We start from the raw sequence: 21,313 nt of genomic DNA on the forward strand, positions 1-21,313 counted from the left end.
AGATAATAGTCCTTGTCCTTCTCTTCCTTCTCTTCCGTCTTCTCGCCCTTGATCGTCAGCGTCCGGTTGGCGAGTTTGATCTCGACATTCTTTTCGTCGATGCCGGGCAGTTCGGCCGTGATCTCATACTCCTTGCCCTTTTCGACAAGATCCATCGCCGGCGCGACCGGCCAACCGGCGTTGCGCAGCGTTGGCAGTTCGCGGCCGAATATGGAGCGTGCCGACGGCAGGCGAAAATCGAACGGATGGAAGTCGTCGAACAGGCGGTCGACTTCACGACGCAGGCTTTCGAATGGTGCCGTCCAATTGCCGGCTGGCGCCGGAGCAGTGCTTTTCTCTGATTTGATGGGCAGTTTGGTCGCAATTTCCGCCATGGCTTTATCCTCGAAAGTGAGTTGATCGACAGGCGCCGCCGCCTCCGCCCTTCCACCTTTAGGTCTCCCAAGAGGCGCTAGAACTGGAGGTCAGCGGACCCGCTCGTCAGGTGTCGCTGCCAAACTGGTTCATTGCTTCGCGAATCCGCGGTTTTGCCACGGTCCATCGCGCCCGCGTCACCAAATTCGCCTCGGCTTGACGAGAATTGCATCAAAGCGTTTGTAGGAGAGGCCGGCTTTGATCGACGTCAACAAGCCTACGACGCGAGCGTGTGTTTCACTCAATTCGAGATAAGCCGATGAAACAATCCGGCTTGGAGGACCGAGCGTGTCACGCCGCCGAGAGTCAATTCCCGGAGACGGCTATGGCCATAACCGCCCAGAATAATGAGATCAGCTGCGATTTCTCGCCCGATCTGAAGAAGAATTTCCGCCGGCTCCGAGCGGCGTGCATCCATCACTTCGGATCGTGCGCTCACTCCATGCGTTGCCAGAAAACGCTCCACATCCGCCGCGCTCGCGCGGGACGCCAAATCCCCACCATCGACAGTGGCGATCACAACGTCTTTCGCGCCGACCAGGAAGGGCATGGCATCAACCACGGCGCGTCGGGCCTCGCGTGTATCGTTCCACGCAATCAGAACGTTTTCGGCCGCGATCGGAGCAAGTGTTTCCGATGCGATAAGAATCGGACGGCCAGCGGAAAGAATCAGGCTGCCTGGATCCACGATGCGGTGATGGTCGACCAGGAAATCCGGCATTGGAGACCCCGTGACAACCAGGTCCGCGGCGCGTGCGTTGAGCGCAAGTCGTTGGGTCGGATTGCCGATTTCGCCCCGCCACGAGGCGCGATTGCTGCCGTTGACGGTGCCCAGGAATTCCTCTTTCAAGCAGTTGAGGCGGTCTTCTATTTCTTCGATCTGACCCCACATCGCCCTTGCGGCGGCTCTATCGTCAGTGCCTGACGGCATGACGAAATGCCCTTCCGCAGCACAGAAGCCGATCAGGTCGGCCTCATGCCTTTGAGCAAGGTCCCAAGCGAACGAAACACGTGGTGCGGCGATGGCGTCCACATCCAGCTGAACCATAATCGTCTTGAAAGACATCGCCCTGGCTCCTTCTGCGTCTGGCAAGAACGCCACGAAACAGGATCAACGGCCTTGATGCGTGTCAAAAGGCAAGAGATCAGGGTGGTGCGGATTGTTTCAGTGCCTTCGGCGCAGGTTGACCTCGATCAACGACGCGTCGCAGGCTGGCGCTAGTGTCGTCGGGCAAACAACCACGAACCCTTAGCCACGGATCACATTGGAGCGCAATCATGCAAACTCAACCTGAGCGGTCGCAATTCGCCTTACAGACGTCGCCAATGGCGAACAATGGCCACCGGTTCCTTCTCGCCGCAGCGGATCTTCAGGCCCAGGCTTTCAAGGCGATGATGCGCTACCAGATCGAGACGCATTCCTTCTTGAAACATCGCTGCGAGCAGAACGTCAAGCTGGCCGACGATCTCGTCGCTGGTAACGAATTCAACGACGCTTTTGATGTGCTCATCACCTTTTTTCAGAACGCAACCTCGGACTACGTGACCGAGGCCGGTAGGGTCGCCTCGATCGGCTCCAAGCTTGTCTCGGAAACGGCCAGGCGCGTTCGTAAGGGAGCAGACACCACGATTGAGGATTTGGCCGCAAGCACGGTGGGCTGACCAATGGGAATCAAAGCCGCCGACAGCCGGCCGGACAGGCGGTCTCGATGAAGTTTAGATTCCCGACCTCTGTTTCGGCCTATTCTGTGCGTGCAGCAATCCTTGCTGCAGCGTTTGGGCTGCTTACCGCGTGGGCGAACGCCGATCCTATATCGCGCGGAAAAGTGTTGCTTGAAGTCAATTGCGCTCGATGCCATGCGATTGGAAAAACAGACAAGAGCAGCCATCCCGACGCACCGGCATTTCGTACGCTCTCGCAGCGCTATCCGCTCACCGATCTGGAGGAGGCGTTCGCCGAAGGCATTTCGACCGGCTATCCCGACATGCCTGAATGGATTGCTAGCCCCGCTCAGATTGAGGCAATAATCGCCTATATCGGGAGCCTGCAGCCACCGTGACCGCTTCCTTAGGCAAAAGTAAGCGGACAGGGCGGGCCGTTCTGGTCGATACTTTGCAGAACACCCGCCCTGGGATGCGCGATCGACCTGCGGCTGTTTGCGGCTCCAACAGCACAGCCGCAAGCGTTGGGCTATGGCAGCATACGGTCGGCGGCCCGGAAGAATGTCCGTGCGTGCGCCACGATCTGCGCTTCCGTTGGATGATCCGCCGTTTCGACGCCGACAATGCGATCCTTCAGGTGTGAATGGTGGCTGCGGATATGTCTGACCAGTTCGTCCTTTGCCGATCCCGGTCCTACAATCAGCCATTCCTTTGCCGGCTGCAGGATGCTGACGATATCGTGATAGAAGGACTGGTTTTCCGGTGCGCGCTTTCCATCGATGGTCCCCGCCTTGTTGTGGGTCTGGTGATGCGTCAGCGTGGTTGCAAGCCTCAAGCTTTCGACGGCGCTGCGATCGAAGAAGAACACCTTGGCTTCGCGATGGTCCAGCCATGCGACGGCATGTTGAGTCTGCATTTTGATATGTCCTTGGATTGCTGTTGAGATAAGACAGAGTCCTGAGCTGTCGAACGTCGAGCGCCCTCAGCCCGGCTGCAGCGTGTCGTCCAATGTTGCCAGGACCGAACCCGGCTCGATGATGGCGTTCACGGTGGCGACGATCGTCGCGCGCCCGGGTGCCGGCGCGACGATCTCGTGCAGCGCGTCCTCAATTCGAACTTCCGCTATGCGTTCGCCTGCCTTGATCGCAGCACCGCTGGCGATGAACCACCGCTCCACTATGCCCTCCGGCAGCATGCTTGATGCCCATAGTGCTTCATCGATCTTGATATCCTGCATAGCGACTCTCCTTTGAGCCTGGACCATATGCCACCAGCCAAGGCGGTCATTGATCACGATCAAGGTATCGGTTCGGCATTCGCAGACGGCAACGCGCATGCCTGTCAGGTCGCTCGCGCTAAGCAATTTCGGAAATGATTCAAATCAAAGCGGGATCTGCCGCGTCTACGCAATATGCGAGGATGTGGAAGCAAATCCTAAGCGCCCCGTTCGATCGTGATCTCGAACTCGCCGTCTTCGACGAAGAAGGCGAGCATGCGCTTGTATTTCCCTGTATAAAGGGACGGGAAGGCTGGAGGAACGCCGCGACCGGCGCGCGGGTCGACATCCACCCGACCCACTGGCGCGACTGGAAGTCGGAGAGAGTGCCGGCAAACGCCGGTAAGCCCCTCGGTGACTTTCCTTAGCATTTTGCAGCCAAGCGGAATCACTTGGCGCCGCACAAATGCGGCTAAAACAAACGGATAGAGCGGAATGCCCGGTTCAATCCAAACGCATTCCGCTCTAGTGTTTGGATTCCACGACCAAAGCCATGCGCACGAGATGCGACAGGCTGCTGGCGCCCATCTTGCTCATCACATTGGCGCGGTGGATCTCGACCGTGCGTGGGCTGATGCCTAGGTCATAGGCGATCGTCTTGTTCGGCAGGCCTGACACAAGCCCGTCCAGCACTTGGCGCTCCCGCTCCGACAGCGTCGACAGACGGCCGTGGATTTCCGCGGATTGAGGGTGAGCTGCATCCGCCTGGTTGCGGTTGTCCAACGCGGAGCGGATCGCAACGATCAGCAGCTCGTCGTCGAACGGCTTTTCGATGAAATCGGCAGCACCTTCCTTCATCGCCTGAACAGCGAGCGCCACATCGGCATGACCCGTCATGACAATGACCGGAAGCGTATGTCCACGGGTTCTGAGCTGGCGCAGGAACTCGATGCCGTCGATGCCGGGCATGCGCACATCGGTCACGATACACCCATCGAGATCACCCGTCGCCGTAGCCAGAAAAGCTGTCGCCGATTCGTACAGGCGCACAGCGAAGTCAGCCGTCGCCAGAAGAAAACCAAGCGACTTGCGAACGTCCACATCGTCATCGACCACGTGCACAAGATTATCGGCCATCGGCGACCTCTTCTTTCTCAACGATGCGCAAGGTGAACCGGAAAGCGGTTCCCCCAGCTGGCATTGCTTCGGCCCAGATATGACCGCCATGCGATTCGACGATAGTGCGGCAAATGGAAAGGCCGACACCCATACCTTGCTTCTTGGTTGTGACAAATGGTTGAAAGAGCTGGGCCGAGACTTCAGGCGCAAGGCCGGTGCCGGTGTCGATCACACTCACCTCTGCCATGCCGTCATCCCTGGCAACAGTCGTGACGTGCAGCTCACGGCGAGGTGCTCCTTGCATGGCTTCCACTGCGTTTCGCATGAGGTTGAGCAGAACCTGCTGAATCTGGATGCGGTCGGTCAAGACCAGTTCGGCGGCGGGATCAAGCTTGTAGCTGACGCGCACATCTATTTCTCTTGCGCCGACCAGAGCCAGGGACGAGGCCTCTTCGATCACTGACGGCAGGCGTTCGACCTGACGCTCGCTCTCGCCTCTTGCGACGAAGTCTCGAAGGTGGCGAATGACGTCTCCGGCCCGCAAGGCTTGGTCGGCTGCCTTTTCAACGGCCTCGCGCAGCATTGGTGCATTATCATCCGTGCTTTTTTCGAGAAGCCGTCGGCTGCCTTTGAGGTAATTCGTAATGGCCGTGAGCGGCTGGTTGATCTCATGCGCCAATGTCGAAGCCATTTCGCCGAGCGCGGTAAACCGTGCCATGTGGAGAAGCTCCAACTGCTGCTCCTGTATTCTGGCTTCCGCCCTGTGGCGTTCAGTCAAGTCACGGCAGAAGCCGGTAAAGAAGCGGCCGGTGCCAGGATGCATCTCGCCGACGGAAAGCTCCATCGGAAAGGTCGAGCCATCCTTGCGCATTCCGGTGACGGTGCGGCCGAGCCCGATGATCCGGCGCTCCCCGGTCGTCAGATAGCGGTGCAGATAAGCGTCATGCTCCTCGCGATAGGGGGGCGGCATCAGCATTTTGACATTCCGGCCGATGACTTCGCCCGACTGGTAACCGAACAGCGTTTCGGCGGCCGTGCTAAAGGATTGAATGCAACCTTGTTCGTCGATGACGACCATTGCATCGGGCACCGTCGCCAGGATCGAGCGCAGATGATCTTCGCGCAATTGAAGGGCAGCGTTTGCAAAGGAAAGCTCGCTGACGTCTGTGCCCTCGACAAAAATAGCCGTGATGCGGCCGTCGTCGGCCTTGATGGGCTGATAGACGAAATCGAGGATGCGCTCTTCGATCGGTCCGTCTTCCTTGTTGCGAAGGGCGATCTTGATAGCCTGACCCCTGAAGGGCTCGCCGGTTTCGTACACCTGGTCGAGCAGTTCGTAAAAGCCTTGGCCTTCAAGCTCGGGCAGGGCCTCGCGTACCGACTTTCCAATTACTTGCCGGTGGCCGATCAGCCGTTGATAGGCAGCATTGGTCAACTCGAAGACGTGACCCGGTTCACGCAACAGCGTCATGAAACCCGGGGCCAGCTCGAACATCAGGGCCAGCCGGTCGCGCTCGGCCGCGGCCCGCTCTTCGTCGCGAACGCCGGTCGACAAATCAGGTGTTTGTTTGTCGTCCAAATGAAGTCCTTTGATCGGGGAACCCACATCTAATTATCACTCATCTCTCTTCCCGCAATGCAAAACCGATTGAGGCAGGGAGCCGTGATCGAGTTAGTAGGTAGTTTTCTTGACACGCATCAAGGCGCCGAGCGCCGGCCAGTGCATTTCATTATTGCATTCAACCGCTTCATCGAAAGGTGTCCGCAATGTCCTACAAGTCAATCATCGTGAACCTCGCGGTGGATGGGCCTCCTGCGGCCATGGTGAAGGTCGGGGTCGAGCTTGCGGAACGGTTTGGAGCCCATCTTGTCGGCCTGGCGGCAGCGGATGTTCCACCGCTGGTCGCGACGGGCGACGGCATGGTCTATGAAGGCGAGATCATGCAGATCCAGCGGACCGAAATCGAAAAGCGGCTTGCCGAACTGCGTGCAGAATTCGAGAGCCTGGTTCCGGCCTCGATCACGAGCGAATGGAGGCAAGCCGTTTGCGGCCCGACCCGCTTCCTCGGCGTTTCGTCCCGTGCAGCCGACCTCATCGTCACCGGCAGCGGGGAAGGAGAAGATATCTATCGCGCGGTGGATATCGGCAGCCTTGCACTCGGCGCCGGCCGGCCGGTCTTGGTCGCGGCGAGCGATATCGAACACGTTCTGGCGAAAACCGTGCTTGTTGCCTGGAAAGACACCAGGGAGGCGCGACGGGCGATGGCGGATGCACTGCCTTTTCTGGCCAAGGCCAACGAGGTCGTCATCGCCACGATAGATACCGACCGCGACGGGAGCATTCGTGACAGCCTTGCCGATGTCGTGGTCTTTCTTGAACACCACGGCATCAAGGCGCGAACCGAACTGATCGCCGGCGAGGCCGATGGCGACCGGCTGTTCACATTCGCGCGCTCGATTCATGCGGACCTGATCGTCTCCGGTGCCTATGGTCATAGTCGCCTGCGGGAATGGGCGTTCGGCGGCGTCACCCGTACGCTGATCGCAGAGAGCGGCATCAATCGCTTGATGTCGTATTGACGGTGTGTAGCCTGTCGCCAGACAGAGCGACAAACGAAACGTGTCCGTTTAGCCCACCTGCGGTGATATGCTGTATGACTGAGGCGTGACGCCATGGCGAAAAGAAGTGCGGGCATCCTGCCTTACCGTGCGTCAACGGACGGGTTGCAGGTGTTGCTTGTCCACCCGGGTGGTCCGTTCTGGCAAAACCGCGATCTCGGTGCCTGGTCCATCGCCAAGGGTGAGTATGGTGATGACGAACAGCCGGAAGCTGCGGCGCGGCGCGAATTTGCCGAGGAAACCGGCTGGGAGCTCAAGGGAGCGTTGCTTCCCCTGGGAGAGCTGCGTCAGCGCGGAGGCAAGCTCATTACGGCCTTCGGCGTCGAAGGCGATTTCGACACCGGCACTTTGCGAAGCAACATGTTCGAAATGGAATGGCCGCCGCGCAGCGGCCGCATGCAGTTTTTTCCGGAGATCGATCGCGCAGAGTGGTTCGGCCTCGAGGTGGCTTGGGAAAAGATGCTTGTCGGCCAGCGGCCTTTTCTCGACCGGCTTGCGGCGTCTGTCTAGAAGCCTCAACGCCGACAGCTGCCGTCAGCTCGGTCGTGTTTGATCGCAATGCCTAGGAAACCAAAATGACGGATACCGGCCCGGCACAGAAGAGATTGTCTTTCACGGACTTGACGCCGGCGACGTTTTCAGCCGCGACAATGGCTGCCTGGCGCTCGCGTTCGTCGAAGATGGCGCCGCTCAGCTCCACGGCCCCTTCGTCCACAGTGACGCTGATCAACTCGGTACTGGCCCATTTGTGAGCCGCCAGTTCGGCAATGATGTTCTGGCGAACCTGTTCGTCGCCCATGGCCGTCGAGGCCGTGCTTGGCTGGGTGCGAAGCAAGGCACGGAGAAGATCGGAGCGGGCAATGATGCCGACAACTTTCCCGCCGTCGACGACCGGGACGCGTTTGACATGATGGCGCGTCATCAGCTCGACGATCTCTCTGAGCGACGCGCTGGGGGACGCGGTGACGACTTCGTCTGACATCACCTCCTCGACCCGCCGCCCATTGGCGTGGACATACTCATCGGCAGCTCTTCCCGGGCTGACGAAAAACTCCAGCCAGCGCGAGCGCTTGCGTTGCGTGCCCAGTTCTCCCCGGCGCAGCAAATCGCCTTCGCTGACGATCCCCACCAGCGCGCCGTCATCGCAAATGACGGGAAGGCCGCTGATCTTCTTCGAGAGCATCAGCCCTGCCGCATCGGCGACCGACGCCGACGGTTTGATCCCGACGACCGGTGTTGTCATTATAGCTTCGGCCTGCACGCCAACCTCCACAGATGCCTTTGCCTGTTTATCGAGGCCTTGTGCGCGACGTGCCTTGATCTGAGTCATTTTCCGGCCTGTCGACATCATGAAAGCAGCATTGCCGCCGGCAGGATTGACTTGTCATAGATCAAGCCGCTCGCACGAACGGCGAGATAGGAGGAGTTTTCTCAAGCGAGGTGGCTGCCATGACCGTTGCCGATAAGCCATCCGGCTATACCGGAACCCAAATCCTCCTGCATTGGGCGATCGCCGCGCTGATCGTGGTGCAGCTTGTGCTCGGTGAGGACATCAAGCCGGCCCACCGCGCTTTCTCACGCGGCACCGAGCCCGCGGCGGCGGACATGTTCAATGCAAATATTCATGTGTATCTCGGCCTGGCCGTTCTGGTGCTGGCTATCTGGCGCCTTGCCATCCGTCTGCAACGCGGCGCCCCGGCCGCGCCTCCCGGAGAAAGCGTCATGTTGAAGCGCATCGCGGCTGCAACCCATCTCGTGCTTTATCTTGTCATTTTAGGCATGCCGGTTACCGGGGCGCTAGCATGGTATTTCGGCCTCGGGACCATGGGTGAGGTCCATGAACTCGCCAAGCCGGTCATCGTCATTGTCGTCAGCCTCCATGCGGCGGCCGCCCTGTGGCAACACTTCTATGTGAAATCGGATGTGCTCGTCAGGATGTTGCGACCGGCGCGGCGCTTGTCATGATCGTCGAGGCGAGCGCATTTCGGCCATCATGAGCCGCCTGCATGGCGAAACCGCCTCGTGCGGCGCATCGGCCGGCAGTGTGCGCCGTATTCGGCGTCGGCACTGTGATCTGGGTCAGTCGTTCAGCCTCTCATCCGGGTCGATGAGGATCCGCTCGGCGGCTCCGTCGAGATCCTCGTATTGACCACTCCTCAAGGCCCACAGGAAGCCAAACAGCCCAAGCGCGCCGAGAAACAGAGCCACCGGTATGAGATAGACAAGCGTCGTCATGAGGATTGTGCCAATGAGCTGACGTTGGAATATCTGTCCTGCGGTGCAATTCTTTCCGGTGCGCTTGACGCAAAGCCTTGCAGGCGCAGCGCATTTCCGATGACCAGCAGCGACGAGGCGGACATCGCGATCGCGGCGATCAACGGCGTGACATGCCCCAAAATGGCGATCGGCACGGCAACCGCGTTGTAGACGATCGCGATGGCGATGTTCTGGCGGATCAGCCGTCCGGCCTTGCGCGAGACGTCCACGGCAAGGGGTATTGCCAGGAGGCTTTCGCGCAGGAACACGAAATCCGCGGCGTTGCGGCCAATGTCGGCGGCGGTGGCTGGAGCGATCGAGACATGTGCTGCGCCCAGCGCGGGCGTATCGTTGAGCCCGTCGCCAACCATCAGCACCTTGTGGCCGGCTCGCGCCAGCCCTTCGATGCGTTCGACCTTGCCGGAGGGAAGCAGTGCTGGAACAAAACGGTCGATACCCAATATTCCCGCGACTTCGCCACAGGCGGCCACGGTGTCGCCCGACAGCATTTCCACCGACACTTGAGCGTCGTTCAACTGGGCTAGGGCGGCCTCGGCATCGGCACGCAGCGCATCCTCGAAAACGAAGGATGCGACAATGATCCCGTCTTTCGCCAGGACTGTTCCGCCATGTCCACTTTCGCCATCGGTTCGCGCCTTCCATCCTGCCCAGCCGCGCCGGCCAAGCCGCCAGATGCTGCCCGCGGCGGTGGCTTCGACCCCGAAACCCGGGTGCTCGCTGACGGACTCCAGTTTCGGCTGACCGGCAAAGCCAGCAGAGCCGGCTAGGGCCCTTGAAAACGGGTGGCGGGAATGCGCGGCCATCGCAGCCGCGATTGCCAGCATGGCGGGATCGATGGACGCCGCGTTGACGAGCCGGGGCTGTCCGAGCGTAAGCGTACCTGTCTTGTCGAACACCGCCGTATCGATCGCCGCCAGGCGCTCCATGGCGGAGCCGTCCTTGACCATGACGCCGCTTTCGAACAGACGCCGCGCCGCGACCACCTGCACGATCGGCACGGCGAGGCCGAGCGCACATGGGCATGTGATGATGAGAACGGCGATGGCGATCGTCATGGCCCGGTGCCAGTCGCCGGTGGCCGCCATCCAGCCAAGGAACGTCGCGAAGGCGGTCAGATGGACGACCGGAGCATAGAGCGCCGAAACGCGGTCGGCGATCCGGCGATAATGCGCGCGACCACCCTCGGCGGCTTCCATGAGCCGAACCATTTCGGCCAGGAAGGAATCCTTCGCGGCGGCCGTGGCTTCGATGGTCAGCGGGCCGGTAATATTGAGCGTGCCGCCCTGCACCGATTCCCCCGATGCAACGGTTCTAGGCGTGCTCTCGCCGGAAACCAAAGAACAGTCGAGATCCGAAGTGCCTTGAACGATCTTGCCGTCGACGGGAATCCTTTCCCCGGCCGCGATTAGCAGATGCATGCCTGGTTCGATCTCGTTAACCGGCAGATAATCGCGCGAACCGTCGTCGCGCAGCACCATGGCGCCGCGCGCCGCCAGCCGTGACAGGCCGTTGACCGCGGTCCGGGCACGCTCCCGCATCACGTGATCCAGTGTGCGGCCGATCAACAGGAAGAACAGCAGCGATACCGACGCGTCGAAATAAGCGTGGTCGCCATGGTTGATGGTTTCATAGAGGCTCATCGCGTAGGCGAGCGAGACTCCAACCGCAATCGGCACGTCCATGTTCATACGGCCGTGGCTCAACGCATTCCAGGCCGAGCGGAAATAGATGCCGCCGGCGAAGGCGAGCGCCGGGATCGCGATCAACGCCGAGACCCAATGGAACAGGTCTCGGGTCGCACCTTCAGCGCCGGACCAGACCGAGACCGAAAGCAGCATGATGTTGCCTGCCGCAAAGCCGGCGACCGCCACGGCCCGGATCAGCTCCGAAAGCGTTTTGTCCTTCTCGCCGATCTCGGCGTCGAACAGATGCGCCGGGTAGCCCAGCCGTCCAAGCGCGGCGACGAATGGCGGCACCTCATCCCCACGCCACCGGACGGATACCCGTTTCGTCGAAAGGTTGACACGAGCGCCCTCGACGCGGTCGAGCTTTCCGAGAGCCGTCTCGATCGTCTGGATGCAAGCCGCGCAGTGAACCGTCGGTACCGACAGATCGGTCTGGCGAAGGTCGCCGCCAAGCGAGCGGCTTGCCAGCCTGATCTCCTGGCTCGACGGCAGGGCGGATGTAAACCCGTTCAGGTCCACCGCTATTTCAGCGCCCGGCGCACAGCAGCTCATTGCAGCGCTCCTTGCGAAATCATGATTCGGCGAACGTCGCGATAGGGTTCTGTCAGACCGGCATCGGCGTCGACTTCGACGATCCAGACGCCATCCCTTGGCAAGTGCTGCGCGGCAAATTCCTGGTCCGATGCGAGGGCGAGAGTGACGGCCTTGTCCCCGGCTTCGTAGGCGGGATGACGAAACAGTATCTTCACGCCATGCAAGGGGACCGGCTTGCCGGTGGCATCGCTCAAGCCGTAGCGGACCTCACCCCCAGCGACCGTCAGTTTGCCGGTCCAGCCGAGTGCCGCCTGCGCGCGCCCTTCCTCGGCCTTTCGGTTGAATTGCTGGCTGGCCACATAGGTGTTCTCGACGACAAGTCCGGTCCAGCTCGTGCTGGCGAGTGTCGCCATCGTCAGATTGACCGCGATGACCACGCCGAAAAAGGCGAGAATGGTGACCAACATGTGCCTGCCGGTGAATTCGCGGGATTTTTGCGTATTGGCGCTCATCTGGCGATCTCCGGTGCGTTGAAAGTGGCCGTGTACTCGTCCGTTTCGAAACTCGCCTTGTCCTCGACGCGGAATTTGAACGTTTGTGTTGCGCTTCCCACCTGGTCCGCCGGCTGGCGCACGAAAACCTTCAGCGTCTTCAGCCGGTCGGGTTCGGCCGCGACGGCGAAGGACCGGTCCGCGGGAAGGTCGACACCAACGACGCTCATTTCGGCTCCCTGCAATCCTTGCATCGTGACGACGATCGTCCTTGGCTCGGGGATCATGTTGAGCAGCTTGACGGTGTAGCCGTTGCGGATCGAACCGTCTGACAGCGTGACGAATTGCGGGTTGCGGTCGTGCAGGACGTTGACCTCGAGCCGGTCGCGGGTCAGCAGCGAATAGACCAGCGCAAGGCCGATCGCCGACCATGCGCCCATGTAGATGAAGGTGCGCAGCCGAAATATCTTGCGGAGATGGAAATGGGCTAGTTTGTCGGAGAAAGCGCCGCCGTCGGTGCGGACGAGCGACGGGTTCACCGAACAGGAGCCGCCTGCGGTCGCCACCGCCATGTTGGCGTTGTAATCGGACAGCGTCGCGTAGGAGATCAGCCCGCGCTCCTTGCCGAGTTTGTCCATGACGCTGTCGCAGGCATCGATGCACAGCGCGCACGTGATGCATTCGAGCTGCTGGCCGTCGCGAATGTCGATCCCCATCGGGCATACGGCGACGCAGGCGTTGCAATCGACGCAGTCTCCGACCGGCTGCCCCGCAGCCTGGACCTTCTTGGCATGACGCGACCGAGGTTCGCCGCGCCAGTCATTGTAGGTCACGGTGAGCGAATTTTCGTCGAGCATGGCCGCCTGGATGCGCGGCCATGGGCACATGTAGGTGCAGACCTGCTCGCGCATCAGCCCGCCGAATGTGTAGGTGGTCGCCGTCAGCACCGCGATGGTGATGTAGGCGACAGGCGCGGCGGTGCCGGTGAAGACCTCGCCAATCAGCGTTGGCGCATCGGCGAAATAGAAGATCCAGGCGCCGCCGGTCGCTACCGCTATGATCAGCCAGATGGCGTGTTTCGATACACGCAGCGCAAGCTTGCGCGCGGTCCACGGTCCGGCGTCGAGCTTCATGCGGGCGTTACGATCCCCCTCGATCGCGCGCTCCACAACCAGAAACAGATCGACCCATACGGTTTGCGGGCAGGTATAGCCGCACCAGGCTCTGCCAACCGTGGATGTGATCAGGAAAAGGCCGATGCCGGCCATGACCAGAAGGCCGGCCACATAGTAGAATTCCTGCGGCCAAATCTCGATGAAGAAGAAATAGAAGCGGCGGTTGGCAAGATCGATCAGTACCGCCTGATCGGGAGCAAACGGACCTCGATCCCAGCGCAGCCAGGGCGTCAGATAATAGATGCCCAGCGTGATCGCCATCACCAGCCACTTGAAGCTGCGAAAACTGCCCGAAGCCCGCTTGGGAAATATCTTCTTGCGCGGTGCATACAGCGGCTGGCGGATCTTTGCGGAGTTGACCGCCTCGGCTTCGAGCCGTTCTACCTGCGTGTTATCCAGCACGAGCATCTCCAGTCGCGCAGCTTATGATTTCGGGGCGCGCGCAGTCGGATATCGGCAGGCGCGCGAATTGCTGCGTTGGACAAGCCTTGCCGCAGGGCAGGCTGTCGCGCGTTGATGCAAGTCAATTGCTGGACGCCGGAACGCAGTCGAGGCCCGGGCACGCCCGGGCCTCGTCGCCTTGGTGGTTAAGGGCCGAGAATAGGATCCCCTTTTTCTATTCTCCACCACCTAGCGAATGAATGTAGACCGCGAGTTCCTTGACCTTGGTTTCGCCGAGACGCTCAACCCAGGCCGGCATCACGCCGTGTTTGGGTGCGCGGATCTGCGCGGCGATGGCTGTTTCGTTGGATCCGTAGAGCCAGATCGCATCGGTCAGATCGGGCGCGCCGAGCTCTTTGTTACCCTTTGCATTGTCAGCATGGCAGGCCACGCAGTTTTCCGCGAAAACCTGGGCGCCGGGCTCAACCAGACTTGCATTTTGAACCTGGCCGGACAGGCTGGCGACATAGGCGCTGACCTGTGCGATCTGGTCGCCGGTGATGATCTCGCCAAAAGCCGGCATTTCCGACAGGCGTGTATCCGGGGCGGATGCGAAGCGGATGCCGTGCGTGATCGTTTGCTGGATCTGCTCGGCCGTGCCGCCCCACAGCCAGTCGTCGTCATTGAGGTTGGGAAAGCCTTGGGAGCCCTGGGCTCCAGAGGCGTGGCACTGCACGCAATTGACCTTGTACGCAGCGCTGCCGGCGGCAACAGCAAATTCACGCAACGCGTCGTCGCCGGCAATCTCCGAGACGGTTTTCGACTGTACCGCCGCGGCATATTTGGCCTTGGCGACTTCGGCCGCGGCAAGCTCGGTCTTGACGTCGTTGCGGCTCGAATAGCCGAGCACGCCCTTGGTCGCCGAGGTCAGCATCGGCCATGCCGGATAGGCAATGGTGTAGCCGATCGCCCATACGATGGTGATATAGAACGTCCAGACCCACCAGCGCGGAAGTGGGTTGTTGAGTTCCCTGATGCCGTCCCACTCGTGGCCGGTGGTGGCGACGCCCGACACTTCGTCGATATGCTCATTGCTCATGATCAGTCGTCCTTGAGGGGGATGCGGGCGGCTTCATCGGCCTGCTTGCGGCTGCCAGGACGGAGTGTGAAGGCGACTACGCCGACGAAGAAAAGTGTCATGGCGAGCAGAGCCCAACTGTCGGCGAACTCCCTCATCAAATTGTAGTCCATCGTGATTCTCCTCAGCGGTAGCCGGCAGCTTCGTCGTAGGTCTTGAAATCGACCAGCGTGCCGAGCATCTGCAGGTAAGCGACCAGGGCGTCCATCTCGGTGACCTGTTGCGGGTTGCCGTCGAAATCGCCGAGCTTGGCCTTCGGGTAGCGGCCCTCCAGGTCGGATGTGTCGGCATTGGGATTGGCCTGCGCCGTCAGATCGTCCCCGGCGTGAGCGATCATGTCATCGGAATAGGGGACGCCGACGCGCCTGTTTGCGATAAGGTGCGTCGAGAAGTCCTTCACGTCGATCGCCGTATCCTTCAGGAAGGCATAGCTCGGCATGATCGATTCCGGCACCACCGAGCGCGGCTCGGCAAGATGTTGAACGTGCCACTCATTCGAGTAGCGATCACCGACCCTGGCGAGGTCCGGCCCAGTGCGCTTCGATCCCCACTGGAACGGGTGATCGTACATCGACTCGGCCGCCAGACTGTAGTGACCATAGCGCTCGACCTCGTCGCGGAACGGCCTGATCATCTGGCTGTGGCAGAGATAGCAGCCTTCACGCACATAGACGTTGCGTCCGGCGAGTTCGAGCGGCGAATAGGGCCGCATGCCTTCGACCTTCTCGATCGTATTGTCGAGATAGAAGAGCGGTGCGATTTCGACGATACCGCCGACCGTCACCACCAGGAGGGAACCAACGAGAAGAAGCGTGGCGTTTTTCTCGATGATCGCGTGTTTGTCCATCAAGCCCATTCTCTGGCTCCTTATTGTGCAGGCTGAAGGGCGGGGACGGAGCCTGGCATCGGTTCCTCCTCGCGCTGGTAGCCGAGGATGGTCATGGTGATGTTCCAGGCCATGATGACAGCGCCGGCGAGATACATAGCGCCACCCGCAGCGCGCATGACGTAGTAGGGATGCATGGCGGCCACGGTCTCTGCGAACGAGTAGACCAGGAAGCCCTGCTCGTCGTACTCGCGCCACATCAGGCCCTGCATGATGCCGGAAACCCACATCACCGCGGCGTAGACGACGATCCCGAGGGTCGCCAGCCAGAAGTGCCAGGTGACGAGCCGCAGCGAATAGAGACGTTCGCGGTTCCAGAGCTTCGGCACCATGTAATAGATCGCGCCGAACGAGATCATGCCTACCCAGCCGAGCGCGCCGGAATGGACATGCCCGATGGTCCAGTCCGTGTAGTGCGACAGTGAATTGACCGCCTTGATCGACATCATCGGACCTTCGAACGTCGACATGCCGTAGAAGGCGACGGCCATCACCATCATGCGGACGATCGGATCGGTGCGCAACTTGTCCCAGGCGCCAGACAGCGTCATCAGGCCGTTGATCATGCCACCCCAGGACGGCATCCAAAGCATAATCGAAAACACCATGCCGAGCGTCTGCGCCCAGTCGGGCAGGGCGGTGTAATGGAGGTGATGCGGACCTGCCCAGATGTAGAGGAAGATCAGCGCCCAGAAATGGATGATCGAGAGGCGGTAGGAATAGACCGGCCGGTTCACCTGCTTGGGCACGAAGTAATACATCATGCCGAGGAAGCCGGCTGTGAGGAAGAAGCCGACCGCATTGTGGCCGTACCACCATTGCGTCAGGGCGTCCTGCACGCCGGAGAAGGCGGAGTAGCTCTTCGAGCCCAGGAGAGAGACGGGCATCGACAGGTTGTTGACGACATGCAGCATCGCGATGGTGACGATGAAGGACAGATAGAACCAGTTGGCGACGTAGATATGCGGTTCCTTGCGCTTCAGGATGGTGCCGAGGAACAGCACAAGGTAGGCGACCCAGACGATGGTCAGCCACAGATCCACATACCATTCGGGCTCGGCGTATTCGCGGCTCTCGGTGATGCCGAGCAGGTAGCCGGTCGCGGCCATGACGATGAAAAGCTGATAACCCCAAAACACGAACCAGGCGAGATTGCCACCGAACAGCCGGGCGCGGCTGGTGCGCTGCACGACGTACATGGACGTGCAGATGAGCGCATTGCCGCCGAAGGCAAAAACGACGCCGGACGTATGCAGTGGCCGCAGGCGGCCGAGGTTGAACCAGGGCTCGATGTTGAGATCCGGGTAGGCGAGCTGTAGCGCGATGACCACGCCGACGAGCATGCCGACAACACCCCAGAACATGGTGGCGATGGCGCCGTAGCGGATTGGCCCATCCATGTAGGCAGAAGGATCGACCGGTGCTGCCGGCGCAAAGCTGGTGTTGCGCAGAAGGACGATGACAAAGCCAAGCAGCACGAAGAAAAGCACCCACATGTGCTGGCGAAACGGCTCATCCACACCAAAGCCTGCCGCCACGAGCGCCAGGAAAGTGAAGACGCACATTACGACGATTTCCGTGCCAAATTTCATGACATGTCCCCGACTCGGATTCCGATGCGCGGACGCCAATCCGCGGCGACACCAATTCCGCGACTACATCGTCGCCGCCTTGATCCAAATCAAAGATGCCCAGTTTTGGATTTGGCAGCGTCGATCTGACGAACGAAGGGAGGCGGCCATTGAATGAAGAGAGAGAGCGAGGATCGACGCTGTTCGAGAAACGCTGTGAGAATTCGATGCCAGCTGGCCTATCCGGCAGAGCGGCAGTCCCGAGCGCGGTGATGAAGCGCGCGTATGAGGAAAAGCTAAAGCTCTGCGATGCCCTGGAGAAAATCGCGGACGCCTTGCCGAACGTCGATCGCCTGAAATGCCTTGGCACAGCCAACGCAATCGTCCCGTTGCTGCGCAATATTCATCAGTATGAGGAGACGATCATCTTCCCCGCCTATGAGGCGGCTACGGGCGGCGGCAATGCCAACCTTGCCTCAATCAGGCGATTGCGCGCCGAACACGTCGAAGATGAATGCTTTGCCGGCGAGGTGACCGAGATTCTGCTGGCGATCGGCCATGGCGAGGCGGTCGGGAATGCCGAAGCCGTCGGCTTCATGCTGCGTGGTTTTTTCGAAAGCATGCGTCGGCACATCGCGTTCGAACGCGAGCACGTCTTGCCGGCGATCGGAATCATCGATCAGGGCTAGGTTCGGATTTTCCCAAAACCGGTACCCACCCCGGGTCAGGCCCGAGGGCGGGCTTTTGTGTCCGCTGCCCTAGGCGCCGGAGCGTCGCTCCAGCCGGCCCAGGCTGTCGACCGTCACATGCCGGTTGTTCTCGATCCGGATCACGCCGTCCGTTCTTAGCCTGGTCATCTGGCGGCTCACCGTCTCGATCGTCAGGCCGAGGAAATCGGCAATGTCGGCGCGCGTCAGCGGCAGATCGAAGGTCGCCGACTTGGCGGTGGGGTCAGCCGTGGGATCGATGTTCCTGGCGATCATCAGGAGAAAGCTCGCTACCTTTTCCGAAGCGGTCTTGCGTCCCAGCGTCACCATCCACTCGCGTGCGTCGTCGAGTTCGTTCAGCGTTTGCTTGAGCAGACGATGCTCAAGCTCCGGTGATTCCTTCATCATCCGGTCTATGGTCGCTTTCGGAAACGTGCACAGGGAAACGGCGGTCGCGGCCTCCGCATTGATCGCGCTTTCCACCTTGAACGGCCGTCCAAGAAAATCCGGCGCGAACTGTAGGCCGACGATCTGCTGGCGGCCATCCGAAAGCCCCTTTGTCAGCTTCACCACACCTGAAAGCACGTTCGAATAGCTGTCGATAGCCTCGGCGTCGCCAATCAGTTCGATCCCCGGCTCGATCTTGTGCCTCGACGAAGTCTTGGAGAGTGCGACCAGTTGGTCGGGATCGAGCGCGCCGCAGACGCCGCGATGCCGTGCCTCGCAAGACTGGCAAAGCACGGGAATGTCGGCGCTGTGAACGTCCTGCCGCACTGTCATCATGATCATCCCAACGGAGCCAAAGTGCCGGCAAGATAGCATCGGCTGCCGAAAAATCCTTGCGGCAGTTTGTCCTCAGCTCAGCGCTTGACCGAAATCAAGGTTTCGGGTCGCCAATGCGACCAAAGTTCCAACCATGCAAACACAGTGGATGGCGACATGCGACCGCAATTAGCTGCAAGGCTTGGCGAGAATGTCCCGCGCTACACCAGCTACCCGACCGCACCGCATTTCCATGCGGGCGTCGACGCCGCCGTTTACCGAGGCTGGTTGGAGGCGCTCGAAAACGGTGACGAGATTTCGCTGTACCTGCACATCCCTTACTGCGACAGGCTCTGCTGGTTCTGTGCATGCCATACCAAGCAGACGCGTCAGTATGGCCCGGTAACCGCATATCTCCGCTCGCTGCATGCGGAAATCGCGACGGTTGCCCGCCTCGTGAGCGGCAAGGGCCGTGTCCGCGCGGTCCATTTCGGTGGCGGCTCGCCGACCATGCTGAATCCCGAGGATATGATGGCGCTGGGAACTGTCCTGCGGGACAGCTTCGATTTTCTTGCGGACGCCAAGATCAGCGTCGAAATCGACCCCAACGACATGGATGAGGCACGCCTGGACTCACTCGCCGAAATCGGCATGACGCGGGCGAGCCTCGGCGTGCAGGATTTCGATCCGAGGGTGCAGAAGGCGATCAACCGCGAGCAGAGCTTTTTGCAGACCAAGGCGGTTGTCGACGGCGTTCGCTCACGCGGTGTAGGATCCGTGAACCTCGATCTGCTTTATGGCCTGCCGCATCAGACCAGGGAGAGCGTCTGTTCCACCGTGGCGCAGGCGCTGACTCTTGAACCGGACCGGATGGCGCTTTTCGGCTACGCGCATGTGCCCTGGTTCAAGAAGCATCAAACGATGATCGACGAGGCATGGTTGCCGGGTCCGGCCGAACGGTTCGCGCAATCGCAAATCGCCGCCTGTCTGATGTTGAACGCGGGCTATGAAGCCGTTGGCTTCGACCATTTCGCCAAGCCAAGCGACGCGCTGGCGGTTGCGTCCCGCGGTGGCGCCTTGCATCGCAACTTCCAAGGCTACACCGAGGATCGCTGCGAAACATTGATCGGTCTTGGTCCTTCCTCCATCGGCCGTTTTCGCCAGGGCTACGTGCAGAACATGCCTTCGACCGCCGAATACGGACGCATGGTCGCAAATGGCGGGCTGGCCGCTGTCCGCGGCATCACGTTCTCCGACGACGATCGCGTTCGCGGCTGGGTCATCGAGCGGCTGATGTGCGATTTCGCCTTTTCCGGCCGCGAGGCGATCGCCCGTTTTGGCAATGCGGCAGTGTCCGTGATTGGTGACGCGGTCGCCGTTGCCCGAGCCGATCAGGATGGGCTGTTCGAGCGTTCCGGCGACGTTTTCCTGGTGACCGATAGCGGCCGACCGTTTGTCAGGTCGGTCGCGGCCAAGTTCGATCATTATCTCGCGGTCGGCCAAGCCAGGCATTCGGCGGCTGTTTGAGCGCTTCTCCGATTTCAGAAATGCTCCCCGGCCTTGAACGGGCCGATCCGGGTTCCGGCCGCAACCAGATAGGCGGTCGACCAGCCTATGAGCAGGAAGCCGTTCACACCCTCGAGGGCTGCCAGCACGCGCCATCCGTGTGCGGGTACGATGTCGCCATAGCCGACGGTCGAAAAGGTAATGGTCGAGAAGTATAGGGCGGTTTCGAAGTCGGCAAAGATATCGAGCACCAGGTAAAGCCCGGCCCAGAGCCATACCTCTGTCGTCATGACGGCGAAGAGGCCCATCACCACGCTGATCATCGCGACTGTGCGGCTGCGCCGTCCATGCATGCGAAACCGCGCTACAAGATGCCCCATTATATGGGTGACGGCGATCAGGCCAAAGGTGTGGATCAGGACCGTTAGACTTATGACCACGGTGCCGATGAGCAGATTGAGAACCATGCACAAGAAGTAGCAATCGCAACAGCGCCTTCCTTGCGCAAAATCAAACCCGGCCAGTGAACGCCGGCGGCCATGCGGCTTGGGCAGCAGCAACCCGACGGCTAGGATAAACATATATTGACAATATATCTTTTACGTGGGATGCCGGCTGACCCGCGAACAGGACATTCCTCGAAAGCAAGTTCACCGATCGCGGTCGCAGGACTTGACTGCAGGCACATCAGGAGCACGCACATGACCGTGAATGGTCGCAGCAGGAGGACGATCGTTGTCGACGGGGTTCCGTTGCCGGACGTGCTTGACGAGACCATGATCCGCTGTGTGGTTCACGGCTTCTACGACGAGATTCGCCGCGACGAACTTCTCGGCCCAATCTTCCATGATAGGATCGAGCCCAGCGACTGGCCGCGCCATCTCGCGAAAATGTGCGACTTCTGGTCCGCGACACTGCTCCGGACGTCTCGATATGACGGCCGGCCGTTGCCGCCACACCTGGCGATTTCCGGCCTTGGCGAGGCGCATTTCCGGCGTTGGCTGAAGCTGTTTCGCGCAACGGTGCGCCGTATCTGCCCACCCGAGGTTGCGGCGCTGTTCATGGATCGAGCGCTGCGCATCGCGCACAGTTTCCGCCTCGCGGTCGCCTTCAACCGTGGCGAGACCACGATGGGCATAGAACCAATCGTCGAGAAAGACCTGTGATGCC

Annotated in this window: 25 protein-coding genes; 8 read left to right on the plus strand and 17 right to left on the minus strand. The window is 60.6% G+C overall.

Annotation, left to right across the window (positions count from 1 at the left end; all coding sequences use genetic code 11):
* Positions 1-374 (minus strand): Hsp20/alpha crystallin family protein (locus IQ26_RS33875; RefSeq protein ID WP_145722750.1); only part of this gene is annotated, 374 nt, incomplete at its 3' end.
* A 281-nt stretch (positions 375-655) separates the two neighbouring features.
* Positions 656-1,480, minus strand: coding sequence for a universal stress protein (locus tag IQ26_RS33880; protein WP_145722751.1), 825 nt, complete (start codon positions 1,478-1,480; stop codon positions 656-658).
* 155 nt (positions 1,481-1,635) lie between these two features.
* Between IQ26_RS33880 and IQ26_RS33885 the strand changes: the two genes are divergently transcribed.
* Positions 1,636-2,076, plus strand: coding sequence for a phasin family protein (locus IQ26_RS33885; protein ID WP_240547381.1), 441 nt, complete (start codon positions 1,636-1,638; stop codon positions 2,074-2,076).
* A 47-nt stretch (positions 2,077-2,123) separates the two neighbouring features.
* Positions 2,124-2,474 carry a c-type cytochrome gene (locus IQ26_RS33890; protein WP_145722752.1) on the plus strand — a complete coding sequence of 117 codons (351 nt, stop codon included), beginning with the start codon at positions 2,124-2,126 and terminating at the stop codon, positions 2,472-2,474.
* 131 nt (positions 2,475-2,605) lie between these two features.
* On the opposite strand, the gene IQ26_RS33895 is transcribed toward IQ26_RS33890, so the two are convergent.
* The 4 genes from IQ26_RS33895 to IQ26_RS33915 form a co-directional block, all read right to left on the minus strand.
* Positions 2,606-2,992 carry a translational machinery protein gene (locus tag IQ26_RS33895; protein ID WP_145722753.1) on the minus strand — a complete coding sequence of 129 codons (387 nt, stop codon included), beginning with the start codon at positions 2,990-2,992 and terminating at the stop codon, positions 2,606-2,608.
* Positions 2,993-3,058: 66 nt separating this feature from the next.
* Positions 3,059-3,313 carry a lipoyl domain-containing protein gene (locus IQ26_RS33900; protein WP_145722754.1) on the minus strand — a complete coding sequence of 85 codons (255 nt, stop codon included), beginning with the start codon at positions 3,311-3,313 and terminating at the stop codon, positions 3,059-3,061.
* 504 nt (positions 3,314-3,817) lie between these two features.
* Positions 3,818-4,429, minus strand: a complete 612-nt coding sequence (gene fixJ / locus IQ26_RS33910; protein ID WP_145722755.1) for a response regulator FixJ — start codon at positions 4,427-4,429, stop codon at positions 3,818-3,820.
* Positions 4,419-5,906, minus strand: coding sequence for a PAS domain-containing sensor histidine kinase (locus IQ26_RS33915; protein ID WP_240547383.1), 1,488 nt, complete (start codon positions 5,904-5,906; stop codon positions 4,419-4,421). Before IQ26_RS33915 ends, fixJ begins: the two co-directional genes overlap by 11 nt.
* 272 nt (positions 5,907-6,178) lie before the next feature.
* Here IQ26_RS33915 and IQ26_RS33920 point away from each other — a divergent pair, with 272 nt between their 5' ends.
* Entirely contained in the window at positions 6,179-6,991 is an 813-nt protein-coding gene (locus IQ26_RS33920) for a universal stress protein (RefSeq protein WP_145722756.1), read from the plus strand.
* Positions 6,992-7,084: 93 nt separating this feature from the next.
* Complete coding sequence (locus tag IQ26_RS33925; RefSeq protein ID WP_145722757.1) at positions 7,085-7,540, plus strand: NUDIX hydrolase; 456 nt, start codon at positions 7,085-7,087, stop codon at positions 7,538-7,540.
* A 52-nt stretch (positions 7,541-7,592) separates the two neighbouring features.
* On the opposite strand, the gene IQ26_RS33930 is transcribed toward IQ26_RS33925, so the two are convergent.
* On the minus strand, positions 7,593-8,291 hold the full coding sequence (locus IQ26_RS33930; RefSeq protein WP_145722781.1) for a CBS domain-containing protein: 699 nt from the start codon (positions 8,289-8,291) through the stop codon (positions 7,593-7,595).
* A gap of 188 nt (positions 8,292-8,479) precedes the next feature.
* On the opposite strand from IQ26_RS33930, the gene IQ26_RS33935 reads away from it, so the two are divergent.
* Positions 8,480-8,995, plus strand: coding sequence for a cytochrome b (locus IQ26_RS33935; RefSeq protein ID WP_145722782.1), 516 nt, complete (start codon positions 8,480-8,482; stop codon positions 8,993-8,995).
* Positions 8,996-9,109: 114 nt separating this feature from the next.
* Here IQ26_RS33935 and ccoS read toward each other — a convergent pair whose 3' ends face one another.
* The 8 genes from ccoS to ccoN all read right to left on the minus strand — a co-directional run bounded on the left by ccoS (position 9,110) and on the right by ccoN (position 17,189).
* Positions 9,110-9,265, minus strand: coding sequence for a cbb3-type cytochrome oxidase assembly protein CcoS (gene ccoS, locus IQ26_RS33940; protein ID WP_145722758.1), 156 nt, complete (start codon positions 9,263-9,265; stop codon positions 9,110-9,112).
* Positions 9,262-11,544 (minus strand): cation-translocating P-type ATPase, encoded by a 2,283-nt coding sequence (locus IQ26_RS33945; protein ID WP_145722759.1) that lies wholly within the window; start codon positions 11,542-11,544, stop codon positions 9,262-9,264. The genes ccoS and IQ26_RS33945 overlap by 4 nt, the downstream gene beginning before the upstream one ends.
* Positions 11,541-12,038: a FixH family protein gene (locus IQ26_RS33950; protein WP_145722760.1), complete on the minus strand. Its 498-nt coding sequence runs from the start codon at positions 12,036-12,038 to the stop codon at positions 11,541-11,543. Before IQ26_RS33950 ends, IQ26_RS33945 begins: the two co-directional genes overlap by 4 nt.
* On the minus strand, positions 12,035-13,600 hold the full coding sequence (ccoG, locus tag IQ26_RS33955) for a cytochrome c oxidase accessory protein CcoG (RefSeq protein ID WP_145722761.1): 1,566 nt from the start codon (positions 13,598-13,600) through the stop codon (positions 12,035-12,037). Before ccoG ends, IQ26_RS33950 begins: the two co-directional genes overlap by 4 nt.
* Before the next feature lie 208 nt (positions 13,601-13,808).
* Positions 13,809-14,672 carry a cytochrome-c oxidase, cbb3-type subunit III gene (gene ccoP, locus IQ26_RS33960; RefSeq protein ID WP_145722762.1) on the minus strand — a complete coding sequence of 288 codons (864 nt, stop codon included), beginning with the start codon at positions 14,670-14,672 and terminating at the stop codon, positions 13,809-13,811.
* A gap of 2 nt (positions 14,673-14,674) precedes the next feature.
* Positions 14,675-14,824 carry a cbb3-type cytochrome c oxidase subunit 3 gene (locus tag IQ26_RS33965; protein WP_145722763.1) on the minus strand — a complete coding sequence of 50 codons (150 nt, stop codon included), beginning with the start codon at positions 14,822-14,824 and terminating at the stop codon, positions 14,675-14,677.
* 11 nt (positions 14,825-14,835) lie between these two features.
* Positions 14,836-15,567 carry a cytochrome-c oxidase, cbb3-type subunit II gene (ccoO, locus tag IQ26_RS33970; RefSeq protein WP_145722764.1) on the minus strand — a complete coding sequence of 244 codons (732 nt, stop codon included), beginning with the start codon at positions 15,565-15,567 and terminating at the stop codon, positions 14,836-14,838.
* A gap of 11 nt (positions 15,568-15,578) precedes the next feature.
* A complete protein-coding gene (gene ccoN, locus IQ26_RS33975; RefSeq protein WP_145722765.1) occupies positions 15,579-17,189 on the minus strand; it encodes a cytochrome-c oxidase, cbb3-type subunit I in 1,611 nt (536 codons plus the stop codon).
* A gap of 251 nt (positions 17,190-17,440) precedes the next feature.
* Between ccoN and IQ26_RS33980 the strand changes: the two genes are divergently transcribed.
* Positions 17,441-17,857, plus strand: a complete 417-nt coding sequence (locus IQ26_RS33980; protein ID WP_145722766.1) for a hemerythrin domain-containing protein — start codon at positions 17,441-17,443, stop codon at positions 17,855-17,857.
* Between the two features lie 69 nt (positions 17,858-17,926).
* On the opposite strand, the gene IQ26_RS33985 is transcribed toward IQ26_RS33980, so the two are convergent.
* Complete coding sequence (locus IQ26_RS33985) at positions 17,927-18,655, minus strand: Crp/Fnr family transcriptional regulator (RefSeq protein ID WP_145722767.1); 729 nt, start codon at positions 18,653-18,655, stop codon at positions 17,927-17,929.
* A 159-nt stretch (positions 18,656-18,814) separates the two neighbouring features.
* Here IQ26_RS33985 and hemN point away from each other — a divergent pair, with 159 nt between their 5' ends.
* On the plus strand, positions 18,815-20,164 hold the full coding sequence (hemN, locus tag IQ26_RS33990) for an oxygen-independent coproporphyrinogen III oxidase (protein ID WP_145722768.1): 1,350 nt from the start codon (positions 18,815-18,817) through the stop codon (positions 20,162-20,164).
* Between the two features lie 14 nt (positions 20,165-20,178).
* On the opposite strand, the gene IQ26_RS33995 is transcribed toward hemN, so the two are convergent.
* A complete protein-coding gene (locus IQ26_RS33995; protein ID WP_145722769.1) occupies positions 20,179-20,610 on the minus strand; it encodes a potassium channel family protein in 432 nt (143 codons plus the stop codon).
* Between the two features lie 234 nt (positions 20,611-20,844).
* Here IQ26_RS33995 and IQ26_RS34000 point away from each other — a divergent pair, with 234 nt between their 5' ends.
* The gene (locus IQ26_RS34000) at positions 20,845-21,309 is read left to right on the plus strand and encodes a group III truncated hemoglobin (RefSeq protein ID WP_145722770.1); all 465 of its coding nucleotides are present in this window, start codon (positions 20,845-20,847) and stop codon (positions 21,307-21,309) included.
* Positions 21,310-21,313 lie beyond the last annotated feature (4 nt).

This window comes from Mesorhizobium tianshanense (assembly GCF_007830515.1).
Classification (GTDB): Bacteria; Pseudomonadota; Alphaproteobacteria; order Rhizobiales; family Rhizobiaceae; genus Mesorhizobium; species Mesorhizobium tianshanense.